Source organism: Haladaptatus ordinarius, from assembly GCF_054177595.1.
In genome coordinates, this window is the sequence record NZ_JBPEHH010000020.1 from 1 (window position 1) to 22088 (window position 22088).

The following is a 22088-nucleotide window of genomic DNA, read 5'->3' on the forward strand; positions in this document are numbered from 1 at the left end:
ACGAACTTGGTGCTGAATGAGCGGTGAAAGCGCTCATTCAGCGATACTCACCATGAATCTCAGCTTCTCTCCGGTATCAAAGACAGAGTACTCATAGCGACTCAAGGTTCAGTTCCAATGATGACCGCATTTTGACTCATTCCTTCTTCTCAGATCTCATTTGATTAGATTTTCTCTCTATCACTGACTTATGGGTAAGAGACAGGTCTTGAGCCACGGGAGGATGTCACAACCGAGCCCTCTTTGCCCCCGACGTCGGATGTGGAGTATGAAAGATTGGGTCATCGACGACGAGAATCTCTCGCTCGAACGGAAATCGTTGTTGCCGGGTGAGGGCTTTTTCGTCCCCGATTCCGTCGAAGAGCAGAAAGAAGAACAGGAAGCACGGGAGACGCTCTCCGATGCCGACGTGGCGGTCGTCGCCGACCCGGACTCCGACGGACTGGCAGCGACGGCACTCGTCCGTGAAGCCTACGGCGAGGGCGCGCTCATCGCCGCGGGACCACACGACTTAGACGACGCGCTGGAGCGCGTGGTCGCCTACAGCGAACCCGGTGCGACGGTCTTGGTCTGCGACCTCTGTCCCGACGCTTACGAACCCATCGCGGAGGAACTGGCGACGCTCGTCGCCGAAGCCGACGAGGTGTACTGGTTCGATCACCACCAGTGGGACGATGCCGTAGCCGACGCGGTCCGCGATACGGGTGTCGAACTCGTTGTCGGCGAGTCGGACGAAGAGTGTACCGCCGACGTGGTGGCGCGGTCGCTTGACTACGAGTTTCCGGACTACCTCGTCGAGCTCGCCGCCGTCACGCGCGACCACGACCTCTGGCTCCGCGAGGACCCGCGGAGCGACGACCTCGCCGACTACTCTTACTGGTCCGAACCCGAAGAGTACATGGAAGTTATCCAGGAACACGGCGCAGACCTCCCCGAGGAGGTACAGACGTTCCTCGCCGAACAGCGCGTCGAGAAAGACGCGCTCGTCGAACGAGCGGTCGAGCGCGCCGACACGAAAGAAATCGGCGACTGGACGGTCGGTGTCACCTACGGGCGCTGTTCCCAGAACGAGGTCGCCGAAGCGATGCGAGAGCGGGGTGCGGACGCGTCGGTCGTCGTCAAACCTGCCGGGAGCGCGAGCATCCGCGGCACCGACGAGTTCGAACGGTGTCACGAGGTCGCCCGACAGGTCAACGGTGGCGGCCACCCGAAAGCCGCGGGATGCAAACCCGACATCTACGAGGACATGCTCGATTACGCCCACCACTGGACGACGCAGGGAGCGGTAGCGAAGCAAGTCATCCTGGACGGGTTCCGGAATCTGGAACCCGAAGGAGACGAGGGAGACGGCTCTGGCGAATCGGACGACGACTGAGCGACCCGGCTACCGACGACGGAGAGCGGGTTCCCGTCGCCCGACAGCGACACGGTTCGCTTAATTCGGGGCGCGACGACAGCCCACCATGAGCATCTTCGACACCGACGATACCATCGTCGGCGTGGTTCACCTGCCAGCCCTGCCGGGCGCGCCCGACTACGAAGGGAACTTCGACGCGATTCGAACCCGCGCACTCGCCGACGCGTACGCACTGGAGTCGGGGGGCGTGGACGCCATCGTGGTCGAAAACTTTGGAGACGCGCCGTTCTACCCGGACGAGGTGCCGAAACACGTCGTCGCGTCGATGACGCGCATCGCAACCGAACTACGGCAGGCGACAGATTGCCCACTCGGCGTGAACGTCCTCCGGAACGACGCCGAGGCGGCGCTGTCGATTGCGACCGCCGCCGGGGCTGAGTTCGTGCGCGTGAACGTCCACACGGGTGCGCGCCTGACCGACCAAGGCATCGTCGAAAGTCGGGCGCACGAGACACTTCGCCTCCGCGACGAACTCGGTTCGGACGTCGCGATTCTGGCCGACGTGGACGTGAAACACTCTGCCCCGCTCGCGGAACGACCCATCGACGAGCAGGTCGCCGAGACGCTCGAACGCGGGAAGGCGGACGGTCTCGTCGTCAGCGGACCGTCCACGGGCCGAGCAGTGGACGCCGAAGTGCTGGAATCGGTCGTGGCCAGTCGAGACGGCCTCGGGTCGACGGCCCCCGTGTTGGTCGGCAGTGGCACGACGCCCGAGAACGTCTCCGACCTGCTTGACGTGGCCGACGGTGCGATAGTCGGGACTGCACTGAAAGAGGATGGCAAGACGACGAGTCCGGTGGACGAATCTCGCGTTTCAACGCTCGTCTCGCGGTTTTGAGGGGTGAGTCGTACCGTCTCAGTCGGCGGCAGAGAGTGGCAGTACCTACTTTCGATTACAGCTGGACGAGCGGGACTGGACAGATGTCGCCCTTCGTATCGAGACGGACGGCGAGGAACGGTGACGGTATTCAAGACGAGGCCTTCAGGAGCGTTCGGAATCGTCTCACGGACAGTCGACGAATTGCTGGAGCAAGGAGCACCGAAAGCAAGGAGAGAGTGGTGTCATGTCATGATCACTTTCACGATGTCCAGTCTCTGGTGTCAAGTGGGGTGTGATCGTTCTCCCTGCGATTACGCGTTGAGGGACGGCAGCGTGATGTTTTCTGGTTAGGATACAAAGTATTTTAAAAGCGTCCGAGTTTTTCAGGCTACGACCGGCGGTCAGTCATCAGAGAGACGACTAGACCGAGACCGGGCCCCGGACGACGGTTCGTGTTCGACCCGTCGATTCGCAGACGAACCTCTCTTCGCCGACCATCGAGAAGTCGCGGTCGGCGTCCCTCCACGTGCCGATTACGTCTTCGAACGAGTCGAATAAACGATACGGTAAGGTATACGGCAGTGCCATTATACAAGAATACTACTATATATAGTATCAAAATCAACTATTATGTGCAATATGACTCAAACGTACAACAACCGACGTACTTTCCTCAAGCTCAGCGGCGCGGCCTTGTTCGCTGGACTCGTCACGCCCACAGTCAGCGCGAAATCGTCGCCCAACGCGGTGTTCGACCTCGATTTCTCCACCTCGGACGACGCGGCGACGGTGGGTTCCACCAGTGCCGGGTGGACACCGGACCGCTTCGCTCCAGAGGCCTGGGAGACGAAGACGTTCGACGGAGACGAGCGTCTCCACATCGACATCGACGCGTGTGGCCCGACGAGTGGCTTCCAGGCGTACCAGGGCCAGAAGTACCAGGCACCGGACGGCGAGTACTGGCACGCGAAACACGGTTCACGACTCAGCTACCGCATCCACATCGACTCGGAGTGGGAGTCCGACGGCGTCGAACAGCAGACCGGAGTCTGGCTCGTTCCCGGAAACGCGGCCGGAGATATCTCCGCGTACTCCATAATGGAGTACCAGGACAGCGACGCGAGTGCCACCGGTGAACCCGGCTTCCGACTGTTCGTTCAATCGAACGGTGGCGAGTGGCGCTGGCTCGGTCTGCCGAAGAATCTCAAAATCGACCCCACCGACGGTGGCTGGGTCGACGTCGAAGCCGCGCTCGTCGGCGGGACACACGACGCCAAACTGAAGTGGAGTGTCAACGGCGTCCACCTCACGACCGACGATACTATCGGCGCGTACGACGCGTCCACGCAACTCCTCGAAGTGATAGTAAACAGCCGTAACGCTGGCGTCGACCAGGACTACTACTACGACGATATCACGCTCACCGAACCCGGTTACGCGGGGCACTGAACGAGAACACGGGACGAATACCTGTACCGTCGGCCCTCCAACCGGCGGTCTCGGTTCTGGGCCACTCATCTCGTTCTGGGCAGCAGTGTCGTTCTTGCGGGACGTGCGGTATCGAGACGCTACGGAGGGACGCTGTTTCGAGCAAACCGGTGAGATGATGCATCCTGTCGTAGTCGTACTGCGTGAGGTCGTATCGATTTCCGTTGTTCCGGTCGCTGTAGACGCCGATGACGTTCAACTGAACGAGAAGCGAGAGGACGTTACCGAGCATCTGTGGTGTGATGTGCGAACTCTCTAGCGTCTCAGCTAACTGTGCGGTCGACGGGTAATTGCGTGAGCAACGCTCGATTCCGTGTCGGATTTCGGTACAGTGGGCGTGTAAGAGGCCGTACTGCAACGGCTGGGTTTCGTGGATAGTCTTCTACTGGCGGCGAAGCGGTGGGGGCACACCGGTGAAAATCCGATAGAGACGTTAAATTCCATATTATAATATTAATACTTTATAATAGACGCCACCGAAACGTGTCGAAGCTCTACGCCCCATGGACCTCGCGTGGGATGTCGGGGCGAGTCGAAAAAGTGGCCGCCCCGAAAATCGGTCGTCGACCGGCTCACAACGGCCTCCGGGCGGGACCGCGCAGACCGGATAGTATTGTACTATAACCCCAAAACTATTACCGCCGGTATCACCTATCTTCTATTTATGGCAACCCATACCGGAAAGACGACGCGACCGGTTCGACTCGCCACCGAGGGTCCGACAGCGAACGAACCGGCGGTACGCACAGCAAAGACACTCGCATCGGTCGAACGGGACGAGAGATGACGCCGAACGAACTCCGGGCGGACGTCCCTGCGCTCGAAGAGACGACGTACATGAACTTCGGTGCCCACGGACCGAGTCCGCGGTACGTGGTCGAGGCGGCCGAGGAGTTTCTCGATACCCACGAGTACGTCTCGCCGACCACCGTTGGGCCGTACGATACCGCCTTCGACACGTACGACAGGTCGCGCGAGACTGTCGCCGATTTCGTCGGTGCTGCTCACGACGAAATCGCACTCACCGAAAGTACGACCGCCGGTATCAATGCCATCGCCGGCGCGATAGACTGGGAACCCGGCGACGTGGTCGTTCGAACCGACCTCGAACACCCAGCAGGGGTGTTGCCGTGGCGACGCCTCGCCCGCGAAGGCGTCGAGGTCCGCGTCGTCGGAACCGAGAACGGGAGAGTCGACCGCGAGGCGTTCGCCGACGCGGTGGCCGACGCTGACGTCGCTTCCTTCAGCGCGATAACGTGGACACACGGGACCCGACTGCCGGTTCGCGAACTGGTCGAAATCGCCCACGATGCCGGTGTGCGAACGCTCGTCGACGCCGTTCAGGTACCGGGACAGACGGCGATGGACGTCTCGGAGTGGGGTGCCGACGCCGTCGCCGCCGCCGGTCACAAGTGGCTGCTCGGCCTGTGGGGCGGCGGATTCCTGTACGTCGACCGCGATTTCGCCGACCAGCTCCACCCGCGGACGGTCGGCTACCGCAGCGTCGAAGAACCAGGCAGTCGGGATATCGAGTACAAACGTGGAGCACCCCGGTTCGAGGTGGGGTCGGCGTCGCCGGCACCGCACGTGGCACTGGCCGAGGCGATTCGGGGCATCCAGCGGGTCGGCGTCGACGATATCGAGGCTCGCATCGAGCACCTCACCGACCGACTGAAACGAGGGATTCCGGACGAGTATCTCCTGAGTCCGCGCACCTTCGAGTCCGGCCTCGTGACAATCGACGTGGACGACCCGACGGCGACGGTCGAACGACTCGCCGACGCGGGAATTGCCGTCCGCGCTATCCCTCTGATTGGCGCACTCCGGGTCTCCGTCCACGCGGTGAACACCGAAGACGAGATAGACGCGCTGCTGGATGCACTTCCCTTCGCCGAACCGTAGCATCACGCGACGGATCTGCTAACCTGGGAAACCCCGTCTCGTTTCTCGACCTGGCACCACATCCCGTCCGGCGTTCGACACCGACGGCCGGTCTCCGTTCGTCGCTGCGACGAAGTCGCACGTCTGCGGGATTCTGCCGAACCACGATGCGCGCACTTTTCTGTCGGTACCCGCTACGACTACTCAATGCGTGCGCGAACGACCGCAGTCGTCGGCATTCTTCTCCTCAGTCTGGTCGGGGCCGGTGCTTACGCCCTGTTGCAACCGACACAGGGAGGCCAGTTGACCGAGATGTGGGTCTCCGATACGGCACGGGATACGATCGGAAACCACCACGTTCCCGCCGTCGGGCACGTCGACGGAACGACACGAATCATCGTGCCCGTCAATGCCGAGCGAAACAACGGTGCCTGCTCGGTCGTCGCCGTCGACGAGAACGCGACGCGCCAGTGGGAAGACAGTATGCCAGAGCAGGCCTGTAACATCCACGGGTACGGCGACCCGATCGTCGCCGATTACGATGGCGACGGGACGGAGGAAGTCATCGTCGGGTCGACCGAAGAGGTGGTGCTCGGCTACGACCCCACCACCGGGAAAGAGGAGTTCCGCTACGACCTGTCGTGGTGGGGATACACGCCGCCAATCGTCACGGACTTCGCGCCGACGCCGGGGACTGAGCTCGTCGTCACGGACATGAAGGGGACGGTGTTCGTCTTCTCGCAGAACGGCAGTGTGGTCTGGAAGAAGTCGCTCAACGGGTCGGTCGTCGTCGCCCCGCCGGCAGTCGACGACTTCGATGCCGACGGGACCTCGGAACTCGTCGTGGGTGGGTCAAACGTCAGCCTCCTGGAGCGAAACGGAACCACCCGCTGGAAAGCGACGCTCGACAAGAGCGTGACCTGGATGACGACCGGGCAGGCCGACGACGACGAAGCGATCGAAGTCGTCGCCGGGATGCTCGATGGGCGAGTGATAGCGTTCGATGGACGGACGGGGGAACGAGAGTGGACGAAAGCGGTCGGAAAGGCGGCCGCTGTCGATGCGTTCGGTAACGCCGACGGTGACGGACAGGCGGAAGTGTACGTCACGGCGAAAGACGGGAAACTCCGGGCACTCGACGCCAGCGACGGCACGACCGAGTGGACGACGACGCTCACGACCGATGACGTCCAGATGACACCGCCTCCGGTCGTGGACGATATCGATTCGGACGGCGACGACGAACTCGTCGCCGTCACCCAGACGGGGACGGTTTCAGTGGTGAATCCGAAATCCGGTGCCGTCCTCGCCACGTACGAGCGTGACGTTCCTATCTGGACCTACCCCGCACTCGATGACATCGACGGCGACGGTGAGAAAGAGATACTCGCGGTGTACGGCGACGGTCGGGTCGTCGCCCTCGAGTTCGGTGGAGAGTAAGCACGGAGGTTCGCGTTCGACCCCGTGCTCACCCGTGGTCGTACCGTGGAACCGTCAACGCGTTGGCGAGCGGGAGATAGGAGTAGACGTGCTCGGTTCCCAGCGTTCCGACCCGTGGTAGTTCGCCGCCTCGCGGCGTGAGACTGTGAGCGAGCGTGTAACAGAGCGCGTAGTTCAGCCGGAAGTAATCGCGGACCAGCGGTTCGGGGACTTCGGTGACCAGCGATTCGTAGATGCGTTTTCCCCGGGACTGAGCGGTTCCACAGTCGGGTTCGGGGAAGAACGCGCGCGAGAAAAAGGCGTAGGCGTGTCGATGTTCGAAAAAGTCGGGCAGGATGTCCGTAATCGAGACGCCGGACTGCCCGATTCGGCTCGAACGAACCACCGATTCGAGTGCGTCGACGGAGCGTTGTTCCGGTGGCGGACCGGTCGACGGTCGGTCGAGAAAGCGCTCGATACAGCAGTCGGGATAGCCGTGTAACCCCCCCTGATACCGCTCGAACTCGCGCTCGGAATCGTTTATCACCTCGGCGACGTTGCGACGAACAACCTCCTGAGGCTCGGGGGCTTCGTCCGCTCGGAAGAAGTACGTCCGCCAACCGAAGTCGATGCTGCTATTTTCGGTTCTGAGAAGCTCCGGAACGGTGAAACTGGTGCCGGGGAAGTTCTCCCGAAACTGAATCGCTTCCGGCGTCTCCCGAGCCGTCTCGTAGAGTTCCATCGCGGCATCCTGCAGGGCGGACTGTTCGAACGCGTCGATGCGCATCTGGATGGAATCGAGCGTTTCGTACGAACGTTGCAGGGCGCCGATTCGCTCTGCGAACGCCGTCTCGTCGAGTCGTCGAAGGACCGAAAGTTGGTTCTCGAAGTAGACGTCACTCAACTGAACGCTCGCTCCACGTTTCTCGCCGGTCAGGACGGGCATCGCTTCGAGTGCCGCGTGCGTCGGGAGGGCGTCGATCTCAGTAATCCTCTGAGAAGACATTAGCAACGCGTTGGAGCGAGACCGTCATATGGATTTCGTCGGACTGTCAAATCGTCGCTCCGACCGTCGTCGCCCGCGATTTTTGCTCTCCGAACCGACCGTCGTCCCCTCGATGGATGTCGACCATCGCGTAGTCGGGCGGAGAGTCGAATTGGGACGACTTTTACCCCTCCATCGACTAGCGACGGACGATGCCCAATCGGCGACCGAAAACGCACGTTGGAACGGTGGTTTCGGTTCTTTTCACGCTCGGGTTCGTTCCAGGGGTCGCGAGCGCACACGAGGTCGGTGGGTCGAGGTTCGACGCACCGTTGCCCCTCTCGCTCCTCTTCGTGGGTGCGGGCGTGACCGTGGCACTGACGGCTGGCTGGCTCGCGGTCACCGAACGAACCCCCCCGGAGACGACGCGTCGGAACGTGGTCGCGCGGGTCCCCTCGTCCCTCGCCGTCCCGGTCCGGCGAGGGCTCCGTCTCTTCTTTTTCCTCGGGTTGGTCGCCGCATTCGTGCTCGGAATCGTCGGTCGACAGGTGCCAGCGGAGAACTTCTCGACCGTCTTCACCTGGGCGGTCTGGTTCCGAGGGGTCGCCCTGCTCGCGATTCTCTTCGGAACGCCGTGGCCGACGCTGTCGCCGTGGCGAACGCTCTATCGAGGACTCGTCTGGCTCGAAGGGAGGACGGTCGCGCTGTTCGAACGGTCTCTTTCGGTTCTCAGCACCTGGGTCGCCTTCGGCGGATTTCTCGTTCTCATCGGCGTGCTCGAAAACCTGACGGTCGTTCCGCAAGTTCCGCTGCTGACGACCGTCGTCCTCGCCGTCTACGCTCTCGTGATGGTCGGCGGAAGCGTGCTCTTCGGTCCCGCGTGGCTCAACCGGGCAGACCCGCTCGGTGTCTTCTACCGGCTGTTCGGCCGAGTCGCGTCGGTCACCGTCTCGCGCGCTGACGACGGCGGTTGCGAAATCGCCGTGCGGCCGCCGTGGCGCGGATGCCTCGTCCCGGTCTCGAACTTCCCGCTCGTCGCGTTCATCGTCGCAGCGGTCTACACGGTGAGCTTCGACGGCTTCACGAACACACAGATGTTCCAGACGGTCCTCTTCGACACGCGAACGCTCCTCGGCACTGGCCCCAAGACGAGCGTGTTGCTGTACGGGGCTGGACTCGTGGCGTTCGTCGGCGTATTCGTCCTCGCGAGTTGGCTCGTCGACCGCCTCGGTACCGAGACGACTGATAGCCGAGATGCACGCCCGTCCGAGGCGACTGTGGACGACGGTCTCTCGACCGACGGGGTAGGTGACGAACGACTTGCGTCGGGGTGGTACGAGACAGCACGACGGTTCGCGCCGACCGTACTCCCCATCGCGGCCGCCTACGAAGTCGCGCACAACTATCCGTACGTGTTTCGGAGTGTCGGGCAACTCGTCGCTATCGCACTCGCGCCGGTCGAGCCGGGCGTCGAACCGCTGACTCTGCTCGGCTGGCTCTCGCTCCCGGCGTTCTGGGCGTCGCAGGTCCTGCTCATCGTCGCCGGACACGTCGTCGCTGTCGTCGCCGCACACTACGTCGCAGTCGAGCGATTCGAAACACCCTCGGCGGCGCGGCGCGGACACGCCCCCTTCGTCGTATTGATGGTCGGCTATACCGTCCTCTCACTCTGGATCATCTCACAGCCAGTCGTCAGGTGACGGTCGCTCGAACGACGCCATCTGCGAGAAGTCCAACTGGAGACCGACACGGGACAGTCGAGGTCCGCCGGTCGACGTTTCGCTTCGAATCGTGAGACGCTACCTTCGGACGTCCTCTTCGACGGCTTCGACCATCTCGTCGGCTGGAACGTCCGTCAACGAATCGTCGACGAGTTTCAGCCTGAGTCGTGGGCGTCCCACGTCGATCGGGACTTTCTCCGTGTCCAGCACGCCGAGGTCTTCGAGTCGCGTTTTGGTTCGCGAGAACGTCGCCTTGCTCGCCAGACCGACGTCTTCGCCCCACTTACTGATGTCGTACAGTAGGACGTTGTTTCGGGCTGCGACGAGGAGACTGATAGCGACTTCGTCCAGTTCGTCCGCGCCGCGCAGTTCGTCCAACGACCCGAGCACCGTCATGAAGTCGTCTTCGACCTGCGGGTCGATCTCCTCCGAGAGGGTTTCACGCACCTGCGAAATCGGCGGCGTTCGAAGCGTAAACTCGTCGCCGTCCTCCCACGCAGTCATCAGCGACTCACGCGCCGTCCGTACGAAGTCGGAATCGTCGGACTGTAAGCCATCTATCCTGTCGTCTAGCTGGACGAGCGAGACGAGTCTGTCGTCGAGCACGACCATCGAGTTCCGGTTTACGTCGTCCGACGTTCGGATGGACAACTCGTCTCGATGGATGAGGTCGGCCGCTTCGCTGGCGATGAGGAAATCGTCGGCTATCGATTTGAGCGTCTCCGAACTCGCCATGATTCGGAGTTCCGGACGACTACCCTCCAGGTCGCTCGCGGTGACGATTGCTGCTTCCAGTTGTGCCCTGGATGGGTTGACTATTAGAATCGGTTCTGCTGTTTCTTCGAAAAGTTCTTCGAAGATATCCCCCAGTTCTTGGTTGAGTAAGTCCGCCATCGACATGGATATGAGGTCAGACGCGACGTACTTAGTATTGCGTCGGTTAAATTAGAGAAATGCAACGTTTCGTGGATGAAATTGGAGTAAGCACAGTTTACGTAGGTTGCAAGTCAAAGTCCACGTCACTACCGGAAGAGGACGTCGACCGAGACGACGGTCTCGCGCGCGGAGCAACTACTAGTGTGACCGTACAGTTTCCGTGAAACGAGCGTGGAAGTGGACACGTGGAAGGGAGAAATTAGCTCCTCTCTACTGCCAGCGATTCGTGACCGTCGACCGGCGCTCGGCCTCGTACACGGTGAAACCGCTCAGTCGACGGTCGTCGGTAACCGGTTGTTGTTCGGACCGCCATGGGCTCGGTGAACAGCTGACGGCGGCGCGTACCGCTGGACGCCGGCCTCAGCGCAGTTCGATAGTTCCGGTTTCCCGAACGACGACGGTGAAACCAGCGTAGTCGAACTGGACGGTGTTGTCCGCTCGTGCTGTGTGAGAGTCGGGGCGAAAGAGCGCATCCAGTGCGTCGGGATTGACGGACTCGTACAGCGGGTCGAGGGTCGTCGGTTCGTCTCCCATCGCCGTCGCGACTGTTCTGACGACTGCCTCGCTGAACTGTTCTTCCGGCCGAACCGCGGAGCAGTGGAACGATTCACCTGGTCGTATCGATGGCGCGTCGGGCATCAGTGGCTGATCGTTTGGGGTCATGGTCGTGGTCCAGTTAGAACAACACTTCACGCAACGACGTAGTATAAAAAACCCCGTCAGACGAATTTATCGCAGTCGATTCTATACGTGATAATATACGTCTGACTACCGAGATAGAATTTTCCTCCCTCGGCGCTCGAAAGGACGTCGGAGACGGCGTTCAGGCCGGTTTCCGGCCTTCGGCAGTCGCCTCGACGCGAGCGAGCGCTCGTCCCATCAAATATCCGGCGAACGGGCCAATGAGCGTCCAGTAACGACGGAAGCGGGTTCGAGCAGTCTCGTCGGTCGTCGCCGTTCGTGCCTCGTACGTGACGAGACTCCGATTCGCGCCGTACGGCCGCACCGAGAAACTAATTGCCAACTTCGCGTACCCCGGGCGGTCGAATGCGCGGAAGTCGGCGGCGTCTATCTCCACCCACTCGATTTTCGGCTGCCAGAACCGACCGGCCCCTCCGAATACGACCTCCTCGCCCGGTCGTTCGTCGAGCAAGACCCAGATTCCGCTGTCGGTGAGGTCCGCAAGCGTGGCTGAATCCGGGTATTCGGGCTGGTTCTCACCGTGCCAGAGTGCGTACAGGCGGTCGGGGAGCATGCGGAGTTCGCTGAGCAGACGAACGGTGGGCCCCGTCTGCATGAAATCCAACGTCTTGACGGCGGCGTAGGCCGCCTCCGGTTCGGCGTCCACGACGAGGTGACGACGCTGAGCGGCATCGTACGTCGGCAACTGTTCGTCGATGAGCATCGACCGTGTCGGGTCGCGACGCACGCGATTCGATATTGCTGCGAGCATACGCTTCGGTACGGTGCGAGAGTCGAAAGCGAGTACGGTGGTTCTCCAGGAGTGAAAACCGGTCGGTGCCGTCGGTGGCAACGGTCGACAGCGGACTCACAGCGTACCCGCGGCCGCGTTTACGGTGCTCTCGTCGATGGGAACTCGCGGAGAGTCGTTCACCGGTACCCCAGCGCTTCGAGATGCTCTTCGGCGGCAATCGGGTCGCCTTCGTCGTCACGTTCTGTGCTCGCTTCGGGCGTGTACGTCTCCTCGTCCGCGGCCGTGGTCACGGCCCAGGGAACCCTCTTGACGACGGAGAGTGGGACGCCCGTCGGGTGCCCGTGGATACGACACTCGCCGAACGCCTCCCCGTGGTCGGCCGAGATGATGACCCGTTCCGCATCGAGGTTTTCGAACAGCAGTTCGACGTCGTCGAGCACGTATCGGAGGTTGTCGAGGTACATGTCCCACGCTTCTGCACGGCTCAGGTCACCCCGACGGAGCGCCGGCCACGGTTTCGTCTCTACCGGCATGAGTTTTTCGCCGGTGCGAGCAGCGCGCGACATGTACGGCGTGTGCGGTTGCGCGTAGTGGAACAGGTATCGCTCGGCGTCGACCCGGCGAGCAGTTCCGATGGCTCGGTCGGTGAGATACCGGGGTGGAACGTTGCCGAGTTGGTCGTCGTGGCCGTGTCGCCAGGCCGGGACGTACTCTTTGAAGTCCTCGGCGACGACGACGTTGTCCCGGGGCCAACCGAACGGCAGCGAGACGCTGGGTGCGTATCGCTGGCGGAGGAACGCACCCCGGTCGAAGCCGTTTGCTGTCACGAGCGCCGTCTCCCGTACGTCCGAGAGATAGTCGGTCGTGAACGTCTTGACGAGCCACTCGTAGGAGCCACTGCCGACGGACAAAATCGAGCCGATGCGACTCTCGTCGAGGAAGTCGTACTCGTCTGCGACGGCCCGCAACGCATCGACACGACAAGCGTCGAGGATGACGAGCGCGTCCCACTCACGGTCGTAGACGTTCGTTCCGAAGGGATACCGTGAAGTGAGGGTGAACCACGGACCCAGGTACGTACACCACAGGGCTTGCATCAAAGCGCGTGACGGGTTCTCGCGGTAGTTCTCCCGAAACTCGGAAATCCAACCGCGGAGACTAACGGGCATTTGATAGAAGTATCTCGAGAGGAGAAAGTATAGTTTATGGAAGTCATAAAGTATTTATCGTTTTCGTAGTTGTATTCTTATTTATCCTATAGGGACAGAATATATACCGCTCGCGAATGAGGTTCCGAATCGGCGACTGGAGGCGTCTCGAACGCCTCTCACGGCCGTCCCGTCGTTCGTCGCGTGGACCCGAGGGAGCGACTCGTCTCGTTCGGTATCGACCGCTCCCGAGAGAGACACCCCAGACCCGGACACGTCGGCCACGGCCAGTAGACGTCGTCGGACCCCCAGTCACCGGGTGACCGAAAGAATCGGGAACAAACCTTTCGTCTGCGGGCGAGAGGATACCGACAGGTGTCTCACGTGCGCCTCTTCACGTATATCAAATCTGGCGAGTGGCCGACCGTCCTCGGATATCTCCTCTTCGTCGTGTTGATGGCTGTCGGATACTACTACAACATCACGTTCGTTCAACTCGGTCTCATTGACCTCGGGACCGGACTGGTGGGGATGTCTCGGACGGCGGTGTCGGCGTGGATGGCCGGTCTCGCGTTGCTCACGTTCGTCGTCGCCGTCGTTGTCGGCGTGACGATGGACCGTCGGGGGTGGAGCACCGATTTTCGAACGAAACTCCGGTTGCTCCTCGCGGTCGTCGTGGTACAGTTCGGACTGACGGTCGCCGCCCCCACGATTCGGAGCGTCGCGGCCTTCGGCACGTGGGTCGTCGTCGCTTCGGTCGCCCTCGGCGTCGGATTTCCGGTCTCGTTCAGTCTCGCGATCGATTGTATCCCCGTCCCCGACCGAGGCTACGTCGCCGCGACGATTACGGCGGTCACGTACTTCGCCGCCAACGCCTACCCGCTCGAGTGGTCGGTCGACGTGTTCAGTCGACTCATGGTCGTCGCGATGATTCCTGGCATCCTCGTTCTCGGCGTCCTCGTCTCCGAACGCGTTCCAGTGTTGAACGCGGTCGTCGAACGACTCGCCGTCCAACACCGCGAGTTCGGAACTGGTAGATTCTGCCGTCAGACCACGGTAACCGTTCGAACGCTCTCGTTCTGGTCGCCGGTCTTGCTCATGTTCGGTGTGTTCTTCATCGACAGCCTCGGATTCCTGCGAATCATCGAGACGCCGTCGCTCGTCCTCAGTTCGTGGCAGTCGCCGGCGCTCACGACGCGACTCGGCATCGCCGTCGTCCACGCGGTCGGGGCGTTCATGGCCGGTGTCCTCTACGTGAACTTCGACCGGAACCGACTGTTCCTGTGGGTGTTCGCACTCTTCGCGTTCACGTACGTCCTCTACACCTCCGATCTACGTATCGCCGGGCTGTTTCCGGTGCTCGCCCGGGATACGCCGTCGGTCGTCAACCCGCTCTTTTACTCGCTGTCGGTGAGTTTCTACACGACGCTGAACTTCGCGCTCTGGCCCGACCTCTCGACCGCCGAAACGGTCGGAACTCACTCCGCCATCGGCATCGGAATGGCCGGGTGGCTCGCGACCTTCCTGAGCACCGCCGTCTCGCTCTATCTCGAACAGACCGAGGTCACACTGCTCTCGCACCTGAATATCGTCAACGCACTCGCGCTCCTCCTGTTTTTCGCGCTGGCCGTCGGCATCTACGTCCATCGAATGGTCGCGCTCGGCCGAGAGGTGCCACGATGACCCCGACCGAGACCCTCCCGTTGCTGATAGTCGCCATCCTGTTACTCTCGGCGAGCGGTGCACAGCCGGAGAAGATGGAGGTCGTGTTCGACGGCGACCACACTGCGAAGGAGATAGAGGACGCGCTCGTGGTCGGCGGCGGGACGGTGACGGTTCCGTCGAACGCGACCGCGGCGGGCCAACTCTACGTCATCGGTGGAGACGTGCGAATCGACGGACGAGTCGAGGGCGACGTCCACTTGCTCGCGGGGAACCTGACCGTCACCGACGGGGCCGTCGTGACGGGTGAACTGCAGACGGTGACCGGGAACCGCTCGGTGGCGAGCGGAGCCAGCGTCGGCTCGCAGTCGTCTCTCGTGACGACCCAACAGACACGCTCGCCGTTCGCAACCGCCGGATTTCTCGCCGTTCGAACCCTCGCGCTGGTGGTCGTCGGAGCGGTGCTCAGTCGGCGAAGACCGACGTTGGTTCACAACGTGGCCGATTCGATTACCGAACATTCGGTCGTCAGCGGCGTCGTGGGGTCGATAGCTGGTGTGACACTCCTCGTCCTGTTCGTGTACATGGCGTTCACGCTGATCCTCATCCCGATCAGCGTTCTCGGGCTGTTCGTGGAGTTCCTCATGGTCGTCTACAGCTACGCGGTGTACGGGTTCTTGCTCGGACAGCAACTGCCGATAGAGCGCGTCGACGTGGCCTCGGGCGTCGGTGCCGGGCTGTTCGGACTCGGGCTCGAATTGGTCGGGCGGGTGCCGTACGTCGGCGTCGGCGTTCAGTTTCTCTTCGTCGTCGTCGGCCTCGGCGCGATATTGATAACCTATTTCGGGCTCCGCGAGTTCGAACCCGTACAGATACCGGAGTGAGTAGTGTGACCGGAAAATGCGTCCCGCGAGGTGCGAGTTGATGCGGTCGCTGTTCATGGGTTGGCGGCACGTCCTCTTTGCGAACTGGCCCGTCGATCCGGCTGTCGTCGCGCCACACGTTCCGGACGCGATGCGTCTGGACACCTACGACGGACGCGCGTGGATGTCGGTCGTTCCGTTCACGAACGTCGACGTTCGTCCGTCCTGGGTGCCGTCGGGCTGGGGCGTCCCGTTGCCCGAACTCAATCTCCGGACGTACGTCGTCTGCGAGGACGAACCGGGAGTGTACTTCTTCAGTCTCGACGCACAGGGCGTCGCCGGCGTTCTCGGCGCTCGGTTGTTTCACCACCTCCCGTACTACTACGCGCGAATCTCCCTCGCGACCGAGGGCGACGAGGTACGGTTCGCCAGCAGACGGCTCCATCCCGGCGCACGTCCGGTTCACTTCCGGGCGACGTACGCACCGGTCGGAGACGAGTTCGTGGCCGACTCGGGGTCGCTCGCCGAATTTCTCACCGAGCGCGACCGATACTACACCGAATCGCCGGGCGGGTCGGTCAGATACGCCATCGTCGACCACGAACGGTGGCCGTTGTTCCGGGCGCGGGTGACGGTGGACGAGAATACGTTGTTCCCGGCCAACGGCTTCGATACCCCCGACACGGAGCCGGTTTTCCTGTACAGCCCTCGGGTCGATACGCGTGCGTCCCGGAGCAAGCGCCTGTGAGTCGGCCGTGCCCGTTCACTCGCGAAGACGGGAGACCTGGAGATCGTCTCGAATCGAAGACGACTAGCTCGCCTACGGTCTGCGGAACACGTAGGTCGAACCGGCCCGTTCGATGCGAATCGCACCGGCGTCGTGGTCGAAGACGAGCGAGTCGGCACGCCCGTCGAAATCGTGGAGGGGCATTCCGGCGGTCACCCGACCGTCGCGCGTGACGGCGAATCGGGCCACCCCCATCCGGGTGACGAGTTTCGAATCGGACGCGTCGACGTCCCCGGCGAATCGGCGGAGATGCGACTCGACTTCGTCCCACTCGGTGAGAGGCACGCGCACTACCATAGGGAGTCTCTCGCCGGGAGCGAGCAAAGCAGTGACGGTCGATGCGGGAACGCTGGCGAGAAACTGGCCGTGAATCGTCTCGGTCGGGCCTGCCGGAAAACAGAGAATCGACTACCGTTCGCCTGCGACCCACTTCTGTGAGAAGGCCGTCCCACACTCACAGTACGCGTAGGCGTGTATCACGTCGCCTTCGGCGTAGAGCCCTCCGACGTCCTCGTTTTGCGCTTCCGCGAACGCGAAGACGAACTCCACGTCGTGGTCGTCGGGGCAGTCTCCGCCCGTGAGGTCGGGCGCAATCTCACCGTCGGTGTCCATCGCTCGTTTGGCAAAGCCCATCGCGTCCATGCCCGTCGCCTTCTGGAAGACGTTCCGCCCCGTCTCACCCGAGACGACGAGGAGCGTTCCACCGGGAACCGACTTGCCGTAATCGGCCAGCGTATCGCCCGAGACGAACGAATCGGCGAGAAACAGTGCCACGTCCTCTGGGCGCTCGCCGGCCAGAAACTCGTCTCGCTTGCTCATCGTTCCTCTACCTGTTTTGCGATGTCGGCGAGACTGTCGCTCGGCTGTTCGGTCGCCACGTACACCGCCCGCTCGCCGGGTTCGCGGAGCCCGTACTGGAACCCCTCTTCTACCACGTCGATAAGCACGGATTGGCCGAACTCGCGGTTACTCCGTTCGAACCACTCCGATAGCCGGTTCTCGGCGTCGCCCGGATTGCGCGCGAGTCGGGGGGTGTCGTACATACCCCGGATGATTCGTCCGTCCCCGGTCAGTGGGCGTTCGACGAGCGTCCGGAACTCCGTGTCGTCCACGACGAGCCGAACGAGTTCGTCCGTCGGAAAGGCGTCTGCGTCGTCCGCCGAAATCTCGATACGGGGGCGGTTCGTCGCACCTGCTTGCACCAACGTCGCCCGAACAGTGTCGGTGGTATCACTCGAAACCCGCTGGGTCATGATGATGAAAAGACTGTGGAGATGTTTGAATGTTCTGTCGCTTATTCGTCGCCGTCTTCCTCGCCGAACAGTTCTTCGACCGACTGCTCACCGCGCTCGGAGATGGTGACGTTCAGTTGTGCGACCGCATCGCTGACTTCCTTGCCGCGGACCGAGATACGGCGTCGTTCGCCGTCCCGCTCCGGGTTGTACCCCGTGCCGCCTTCGAGGAGCACATCTTTGAGATTCGGCCCGTTGATGTCGCCACGCATCGGACGACCGGCGTTGTCGGAACCACCCGTAATCTCGACCGTGTAGCCGTTGAGACCGACGGCACCGCCGTCTACGTCGTCTCCGATGGACTTACCGAGGAATCGATTCGCATCCTGTCCGTCGATATCGCGCTGATACGCCATCCCGGAATCGGGGTCCGCGACGACGACCTGAAAGTTTGCCATGCGGGAAAAATATCGACCGTTCCCTAAAAGCACATCGAAACCGACCGTCTTCCGGACGAAACCACTTTCGCCCGTGCGACCGTTCTGTCATCTCGGGGAGGATGACCGGGGTCTACTACTTCGTCAGCGACCTTCACGTCGGTGGCGACGAGCAGTTACAGGAGTGTGCGTTCGAAGACGAGTTCGTCGAGTTCCTCCGAGAACTCGAAACGAGGGACGAAGACGCAGAGCTGATTATCCTGGGTGACGCGTTCGGCCTCTGGGAGTTCACCGAGTCGGAGGGGATGGAGAAGTTCGACCTCCTCGTCGAACACCATCCGCAGTTGTTCGAACAGTTCCGCGCGACCGGCGAGGACGTCACCATCACGCTCATTCCCGGCAACCACGACGCCGAACTCGCGGGCTATTCGGAGTACGTCGAGCGACTGCGTGCGTACAACATCGAACTCGACTCGACGGTCTCGCTGGTCAGGCACGTTGCCGGGGGTGATATCTGGATAGAACACGGGATGCAACGAGATTCGAACAACCGGATGCCCGATTTCGGCAATCCGCGGGCGAACCCACTGGGCTACTTCGTGAACCGGCACGTCACGAGCAAGGCCGGACAGCTCTCGGGACGCGGTAGGTACAACTGGCTCAAAGACATCCAGTCGGTGACGCCGCTCGAAGAGATACCCGATTGGGTCGCCTCGAACTACTTCTACCGGGAGATGAATCCGTTCCTTCGGTACGCCGCACTCCCGTTTCTGTTGCTGTTTCAGGTGAGCCTCGTCTATCTGGTCGTCCTCGTGCTGGAGGCGACGGGTGTCCTCGGAACGAGCACCGTTTCGAATCTCACCGCGGCGTTCCTCCGCCAGTTCGGACTCGTTGGTGACCTCGTTAAGTTCGTCATTTACGTCAATCTCGTCGTCGTCGGATTGCTGTTTGTCCTCTCGATTCCGCTCTTTTTCTTCGTCCGCGACGCGAGACGAACCCTCGAACGATTTGACATCGTCGCGGCGGAACGGAACGCGGAACCGCCCGAGACACCCTACGTCGAGGCTGCACTCAACGTGTTCGAGACCAATCCGGACGTCGTGGCGTTCGTCTACGGCCACACCCACCGCGTGTCGCTATCGAGGGTAGGAGAGCGCGTCATCATCAACACCGGCACGTGGCTCAAGCGACTGCACCGGACGCCGACGTGGGTCGGTATCCTCCCGCCGGTGTACTATCCCTCGTTTCGACTGAACTACTTCCGGCTCAGCGAGGAGGCGGGGAACGTCCTCGTCGAGTACAGGACCATCGAGAAAGACCCGCCGAAAGAACTCTCACTGCTCCAGCGACTGCTGACCCGCCGACCGCCGCCCGATCCCGAGATTCCCGGCCGAACCGTCGTCGAGACGCCGGAGAAAGAGGTCGTCGAATCGCCGTCACGAAGCGACGGCGGAGGGTAAGGAGACTTCGAGGCGTCCGGCGGAGTTATCGCGCCCGGACGACGACGGTATCGGCGGCCAGGTCGCCGATTCGCTGGCGGTCGTCGTTGACAAGCATGGCGACGAGCGTGACGGCGTAGTATGCGATTCCGCAGACGGTGCGGAGGGCGTTTCGGATGATCGATGCGCCTATCGTGCACGGGTTGCCATTTCTCTTGACGACGATGATTCCGAGCGCCCGCTACCCACTGTCTGTCCGTATATTCCTTCGAGGACGACGAGTACGACGAGGAACACGAGACCACGTGATCGGAAGAGACCCCGATCAACACACCGGAACCGGTGGCGAGGGCGAGCACGACGGTCTCGTCGATAATCAGTGCGTCAACACGGCTGAGGATCACGTCTTCCTGTGTTCCCATGATCGGTTCTGGCATGGACTCCGGAAAACAAAGTTGGATAATTAGTCTTGTGCACCTACCAGCATCGTCGGTTCGGGAACCGCGTTCAGTCCGACTGACCGCGACGAACTTCTCTCCGAGACACTCATTTAGATAGACGGGAAAGACTGTTCGAGCGCGATATATAGTGTAGTGATGAATTCGGCTGCCAGATAGTTCAGATAACGTGTCCGAAACCGTTCGTTTCCGACAGTGAATGAAACGGAGTCGATCGCTCACTCGCCGTCGTCGTTCCTCTCTCCCCGGTTAAATTCCGAAAATATATAAATGATATTTTCTGCGTGAGTATTCAGACGTGCAGATATAACGAGAGCAATAGCCACTATCGATTTTAGTAACACTACTTTAATTTTCATGTTTCGATGAAAAGGTTCTATGATGGGGTAGTGAGTACACTACCGACATGAGGGTCGAGAAACGATGACGCTGGAAGACCGTCGAGCGTCTTCCACCACGCTTCCGGCAAACCCGTTCCAGCACGGATACTTCCCACTCGCGCTCGCACAGCTTCTTCTAATCCCACTTCTTTTCGCCGAAGTACTCCTTCGTGCGACGAACAGTCCCGAGTGGTTCACCGCGTTTCACCTCAATCTTCTGTACGTCTTCTTCGCCCCGGTTCTCCTGTTCGTCCATGCTTACTATCGTAGAGATCGGAACCTCTGGCTCCACGTCGCACAGCTGGCGATATTGATACTGCTGACGTTCACCCTCCTGCGACAGAATTACAAGTACATCCCACCCGCGGACGAGGGGCGTACTGTCCATGTCGCTATCCTCTACATCTACTATCTAGCGTACCCATTGCTCGGATACGACCTCGTCGAATTCCTCCGGGAACGGGCGGTCTACATCGCAGCGTTTGCCACCGTCCTCGGCGTGTACTTCTTCCACGTCAACGGGATGGCTGCCGGGTCGGGAAGAGCCAGTTTCGTCGTTTTTGTCGGGCTACTCTTTGGGATGAATCTATTTTTCATCCCGCGACATGTCTCCCGTGACGTCTTTCTGTGGGGTGCGAGTCTCGCATCGTCATTCGCAGTCGGACTTGGACTCCCGGCCTATGTGCTCGGGGAGTATCAGGTCTCGTGGTTCCAGATACAGCTGTTCGGAGCTCAATTCAGTCCACCGCTGCTCGGCACCAAACTCCACTTTTTGCAGTCTATCTACGAGAACCCGAACACCCTTGGCGGACTCGCGTTTGCAGGTGCGTTTGCGGCACTGGTACTCACGGGCGAAGCCCTACAGCGGCGGTCGTTCCCACTCGTTCCAATCGCAGGCGCGATGTTCGTGCTCAACAGTATCGGTTTGTACGCGAGTTATTCTCGGGCGAGTTGGCTCGCTTTGGCACTCGCGGGGGCGGTATACGTCACCTACGTCGGATTAGGTCGACGAGCCGCCGCCTATGCCACCTTCGCACTTGGCGGACTGACTGTACTCTTTTTCGTTGGAATGTTCTTCTCGATCGTTCCGATCAACCCCCACGGCCGGTTCGCACTCTGGGAGGGTGGTTTTCGAGCCATACTAAACGCCCCAGGATCGTTCGGCTACGGCGTTGTCTCTGAAGACAAAGTCATCGCGCCGTTCGTGCCAGATCCACAATTCCGTGGGTATTCACCGCATAATTCCTACGTGGAAATATTCATTAACGTTGGAATTGTCGGTGGGCTCGCGTACCTCGTATTGACGCTTGGAAGCATTGCTGAAGGAGTGTTCAGATACGAAACCGTCGACGTTCCAATGCTTGCTTTTGCGTTTGGCTTCTCGGTTCACCACATGTTCGAAAAATATACCATGTTCAATATCGCTGTTGCAACGATCCTCTCTGCGCTGGTCTTCGGGTATCTCATCAATGGTTATCGACAGTAGGCCGTCGGCGAGAGCTCCCGAATCGTCGACTACTTCGCAACCCGACGTACGACCCCTTTTGCCCCTTCGAGGTTGACACCAAACCAGTCTTCGA

The 22088-nt window shown here is 61.2% G+C and carries 23 protein-coding genes; 12 read left to right on the forward strand and 11 right to left on the reverse strand.

All coding sequences use genetic code 11. The annotated features are described in order from the left end of the window. Nucleotides 1-268 precede the first annotated feature (268 nt). From ACR3FF_RS09200 to ACR3FF_RS09210, 3 genes are all read left to right on the forward strand, one after another. The gene (locus ACR3FF_RS09200; RefSeq protein ID WP_458187708.1) at nucleotides 269-1375 is read left to right on the forward strand and encodes a DHH family phosphoesterase; all 1107 of its coding nucleotides are present in this window, start codon (nucleotides 269-271) and stop codon (nucleotides 1373-1375) included. Between the two features lie 88 nt (nucleotides 1376-1463). Next, entirely contained in the window at nucleotides 1464-2255 is a 792-nt protein-coding gene (locus ACR3FF_RS09205; protein WP_458187709.1) for a BtpA/SgcQ family protein, read from the forward strand. Nucleotides 2256-2876: 621 nt separating this feature from the next. Continuing rightward, nucleotides 2877-3686, forward strand: a complete 810-nt coding sequence (locus ACR3FF_RS09210) for a hypothetical protein (protein ID WP_458187711.1) — start codon at nucleotides 2877-2879, stop codon at nucleotides 3684-3686. Here ACR3FF_RS09210 and ACR3FF_RS09215 read toward each other — a convergent pair. After that, nucleotides 3658-4083 (reverse strand): hypothetical protein, encoded by a 426-nt coding sequence (locus ACR3FF_RS09215; protein ID WP_458187713.1) that lies wholly within the window; start codon nucleotides 4081-4083, stop codon nucleotides 3658-3660. The genes ACR3FF_RS09210 and ACR3FF_RS09215 overlap by 29 nt on opposite strands. A 306-nt stretch (nucleotides 4084-4389) precedes the next feature. Here ACR3FF_RS09215 and ACR3FF_RS09220 point away from each other — a divergent pair, with 306 nt between their 5' ends. The 3 genes from ACR3FF_RS09220 to ACR3FF_RS09230 all read left to right on the forward strand — a co-directional run bounded on the left by ACR3FF_RS09220 (nucleotide 4390) and on the right by ACR3FF_RS09230 (nucleotide 7046). Continuing rightward, nucleotides 4390-4512, forward strand: a complete 123-nt coding sequence (locus ACR3FF_RS09220) for a hypothetical protein (protein WP_458187714.1) — start codon at nucleotides 4390-4392, stop codon at nucleotides 4510-4512. Further along, a complete protein-coding gene (locus ACR3FF_RS09225; RefSeq protein WP_458187716.1) occupies nucleotides 4509-5627 on the forward strand; it encodes an aminotransferase class V-fold PLP-dependent enzyme in 1119 nt (372 codons plus the stop codon). The genes ACR3FF_RS09220 and ACR3FF_RS09225 overlap by 4 nt, the downstream gene beginning before the upstream one ends. Before the next feature lie 186 nt (nucleotides 5628-5813). Then, nucleotides 5814-7046 carry an outer membrane protein assembly factor BamB family protein gene (locus tag ACR3FF_RS09230; RefSeq protein ID WP_458187718.1) on the forward strand — a complete coding sequence of 411 codons (1233 nt, stop codon included), beginning with the start codon at nucleotides 5814-5816 and terminating at the stop codon, nucleotides 7044-7046. 28 nt (nucleotides 7047-7074) lie between these two features. Here the strand turns inward: ACR3FF_RS09230 and ACR3FF_RS09235 are convergent, their stop codons facing one another. Then, nucleotides 7075-8031, reverse strand: coding sequence for a hypothetical protein (locus ACR3FF_RS09235; RefSeq protein ID WP_458187720.1), 957 nt, complete (start codon nucleotides 8029-8031; stop codon nucleotides 7075-7077). Between the two features lie 191 nt (nucleotides 8032-8222). Here ACR3FF_RS09235 and ACR3FF_RS09240 point away from each other — a divergent pair, with 191 nt between their 5' ends. Continuing rightward, on the forward strand, nucleotides 8223-9710 hold the full coding sequence (locus tag ACR3FF_RS09240; RefSeq protein ID WP_458187721.1) for a hypothetical protein: 1488 nt from the start codon (nucleotides 8223-8225) through the stop codon (nucleotides 9708-9710). A gap of 99 nt (nucleotides 9711-9809) precedes the next feature. Here the strand turns inward: ACR3FF_RS09240 and tbsP are convergent, their stop codons facing one another. The 4 genes from tbsP to ACR3FF_RS09260 form a co-directional block, all read right to left on the reverse strand. Beyond that, on the reverse strand, nucleotides 9810-10631 hold the full coding sequence (tbsP, locus tag ACR3FF_RS09245) for a transcriptional regulator TbsP (RefSeq protein WP_458187723.1): 822 nt from the start codon (nucleotides 10629-10631) through the stop codon (nucleotides 9810-9812). 396 nt (nucleotides 10632-11027) lie between these two features. After that, nucleotides 11028-11330, reverse strand: a complete 303-nt coding sequence (locus ACR3FF_RS09250; protein ID WP_458187725.1) for a HalOD1 output domain-containing protein — start codon at nucleotides 11328-11330, stop codon at nucleotides 11028-11030. A 160-nt stretch (nucleotides 11331-11490) separates the two neighbouring features. Further along, nucleotides 11491-12120 (reverse strand): hypothetical protein, encoded by a 630-nt coding sequence (locus ACR3FF_RS09255; RefSeq protein ID WP_458187726.1) that lies wholly within the window; start codon nucleotides 12118-12120, stop codon nucleotides 11491-11493. A gap of 158 nt (nucleotides 12121-12278) precedes the next feature. Further along, a complete protein-coding gene (locus ACR3FF_RS09260) occupies nucleotides 12279-13271 on the reverse strand; it encodes an alkaline phosphatase family protein (protein ID WP_458187728.1) in 993 nt (330 codons plus the stop codon). Between the two features lie 354 nt (nucleotides 13272-13625). On the opposite strand from ACR3FF_RS09260, the gene ACR3FF_RS09265 reads away from it, so the two are divergent. From ACR3FF_RS09265 to ACR3FF_RS09275, 3 genes are read left to right on the forward strand one after another with little or no spacing between them, the layout of a single operon-like run. Continuing rightward, nucleotides 13626-14933 (forward strand): MFS transporter, encoded by a 1308-nt coding sequence (locus ACR3FF_RS09265; RefSeq protein WP_458187729.1) that lies wholly within the window; start codon nucleotides 13626-13628, stop codon nucleotides 14931-14933. Beyond that, nucleotides 14930-15796 (forward strand): bactofilin family protein, encoded by an 867-nt coding sequence (locus tag ACR3FF_RS09270; protein WP_458187730.1) that lies wholly within the window; start codon nucleotides 14930-14932, stop codon nucleotides 15794-15796. The genes ACR3FF_RS09265 and ACR3FF_RS09270 overlap by 4 nt, the downstream gene beginning before the upstream one ends. A gap of 37 nt (nucleotides 15797-15833) precedes the next feature. Beyond that, complete coding sequence (locus ACR3FF_RS09275; protein ID WP_458187788.1) at nucleotides 15834-16523, forward strand: YqjF family protein; 690 nt, start codon at nucleotides 15834-15836, stop codon at nucleotides 16521-16523. Nucleotides 16524-16595: 72 nt separating this feature from the next. Here ACR3FF_RS09275 and ACR3FF_RS09280 read toward each other — a convergent pair whose 3' ends face one another. The 4 genes from ACR3FF_RS09280 to ACR3FF_RS09295 all read right to left on the reverse strand — a co-directional run bounded on the left by ACR3FF_RS09280 (nucleotide 16596) and on the right by ACR3FF_RS09295 (nucleotide 18252). Beyond that, nucleotides 16596-16859: a hypothetical protein gene (locus ACR3FF_RS09280; protein ID WP_458187731.1), complete on the reverse strand. Its 264-nt coding sequence runs from the start codon at nucleotides 16857-16859 to the stop codon at nucleotides 16596-16598. A 111-nt stretch (nucleotides 16860-16970) separates the two neighbouring features. Then, complete coding sequence (locus ACR3FF_RS09285; RefSeq protein ID WP_458187732.1) at nucleotides 16971-17381, reverse strand: DUF5807 family protein; 411 nt, start codon at nucleotides 17379-17381, stop codon at nucleotides 16971-16973. Further along, a complete protein-coding gene (locus ACR3FF_RS09290) occupies nucleotides 17378-17815 on the reverse strand; it encodes a DUF7112 family protein (RefSeq protein WP_458187733.1) in 438 nt (145 codons plus the stop codon). Before ACR3FF_RS09290 ends, ACR3FF_RS09285 begins: the two co-directional genes overlap by 4 nt. Nucleotides 17816-17856: 41 nt before the next feature. Beyond that, on the reverse strand, nucleotides 17857-18252 hold the full coding sequence (locus ACR3FF_RS09295; RefSeq protein WP_458187734.1) for a 30S ribosomal protein S6e: 396 nt from the start codon (nucleotides 18250-18252) through the stop codon (nucleotides 17857-17859). 101 nt (nucleotides 18253-18353) lie between these two features. Between ACR3FF_RS09295 and ACR3FF_RS09300 the strand changes: the two genes are divergently transcribed. Then, nucleotides 18354-19691, forward strand: coding sequence for a metallophosphoesterase (locus tag ACR3FF_RS09300; protein WP_458187735.1), 1338 nt, complete (start codon nucleotides 18354-18356; stop codon nucleotides 19689-19691). Between the two features lie 25 nt (nucleotides 19692-19716). Here ACR3FF_RS09300 and ACR3FF_RS09305 read toward each other — a convergent pair whose 3' ends face one another. Further along, a complete protein-coding gene (locus ACR3FF_RS09305) occupies nucleotides 19717-19899 on the reverse strand; it encodes an RDD family protein (RefSeq protein WP_458187789.1) in 183 nt (60 codons plus the stop codon). A 652-nt stretch (nucleotides 19900-20551) separates the two neighbouring features. Here ACR3FF_RS09305 and ACR3FF_RS09310 point away from each other — a divergent pair. Further along, on the forward strand, nucleotides 20552-21994 hold the full coding sequence (locus ACR3FF_RS09310; RefSeq protein WP_458187736.1) for an O-antigen ligase family protein: 1443 nt from the start codon (nucleotides 20552-20554) through the stop codon (nucleotides 21992-21994). The last annotated feature ends 94 nt before the right edge of the window (nucleotides 21995-22088 follow it).

Excerpts from the sequence above, each read along its gene's own strand:
- ACR3FF_RS09200 (WP_458187708.1), top strand. The coding sequence starts at position 269 with ATGAAAGATTGGGTCATCGACGACGAGAATCTCTCGCTCGAACGGAAA.
- ACR3FF_RS09205 (WP_458187709.1), top strand. The coding sequence starts at position 1,464 with ATGAGCATCTTCGACACCGACGATACCATCGTCGGCGTGGTTCACCTG.
- ACR3FF_RS09210 (WP_458187711.1), top strand. The coding sequence starts at position 2,877 with ATGACTCAAACGTACAACAACCGACGTACTTTCCTCAAGCTCAGCGGC.
- ACR3FF_RS09220 (WP_458187714.1), top strand. The coding sequence starts at position 4,390 with ATGGCAACCCATACCGGAAAGACGACGCGACCGGTTCGACTCGCCACC.
- ACR3FF_RS09225 (WP_458187716.1), top strand. The coding sequence starts at position 4,509 with ATGACGCCGAACGAACTCCGGGCGGACGTCCCTGCGCTCGAAGAGACG.
- ACR3FF_RS09230 (WP_458187718.1), top strand. The coding sequence starts at position 5,814 with ATGCGTGCGCGAACGACCGCAGTCGTCGGCATTCTTCTCCTCAGTCTG.
- ACR3FF_RS09235 (WP_458187720.1), bottom strand. The coding sequence starts at position 8,031 with ATGTCTTCTCAGAGGATTACTGAGATCGACGCCCTCCCGACGCACGCG.
- ACR3FF_RS09240 (WP_458187721.1), top strand. The coding sequence starts at position 8,223 with ATGCCCAATCGGCGACCGAAAACGCACGTTGGAACGGTGGTTTCGGTT.
- tbsP (WP_458187723.1), bottom strand. The coding sequence starts at position 10,631 with ATGTCGATGGCGGACTTACTCAACCAAGAACTGGGGGATATCTTCGAA.
- ACR3FF_RS09250 (WP_458187725.1), bottom strand. The coding sequence starts at position 11,330 with ATGACCCCAAACGATCAGCCACTGATGCCCGACGCGCCATCGATACGA.
- ACR3FF_RS09255 (WP_458187726.1), bottom strand. The coding sequence starts at position 12,120 with ATGCTCGCAGCAATATCGAATCGCGTGCGTCGCGACCCGACACGGTCG.
- ACR3FF_RS09260 (WP_458187728.1), bottom strand. The coding sequence starts at position 13,271 with ATGCCCGTTAGTCTCCGCGGTTGGATTTCCGAGTTTCGGGAGAACTAC.
- ACR3FF_RS09270 (WP_458187730.1), top strand. The coding sequence starts at position 14,930 with ATGACCCCGACCGAGACCCTCCCGTTGCTGATAGTCGCCATCCTGTTA.
- ACR3FF_RS09280 (WP_458187731.1), bottom strand. The coding sequence starts at position 16,859 with ATGGTAGTGCGCGTGCCTCTCACCGAGTGGGACGAAGTCGAGTCGCAT.
- ACR3FF_RS09285 (WP_458187732.1), bottom strand. The coding sequence starts at position 17,381 with ATGAGCAAGCGAGACGAGTTTCTGGCCGGCGAGCGCCCAGAGGACGTG.
- ACR3FF_RS09290 (WP_458187733.1), bottom strand. The coding sequence starts at position 17,815 with ATGACCCAGCGGGTTTCGAGTGATACCACCGACACTGTTCGGGCGACG.
- ACR3FF_RS09295 (WP_458187734.1), bottom strand. The coding sequence starts at position 18,252 with ATGGCAAACTTTCAGGTCGTCGTCGCGGACCCCGATTCCGGGATGGCG.
- ACR3FF_RS09300 (WP_458187735.1), top strand. The coding sequence starts at position 18,354 with ATGACCGGGGTCTACTACTTCGTCAGCGACCTTCACGTCGGTGGCGAC.
- ACR3FF_RS09310 (WP_458187736.1), top strand. The coding sequence starts at position 20,552 with ATGACGCTGGAAGACCGTCGAGCGTCTTCCACCACGCTTCCGGCAAAC.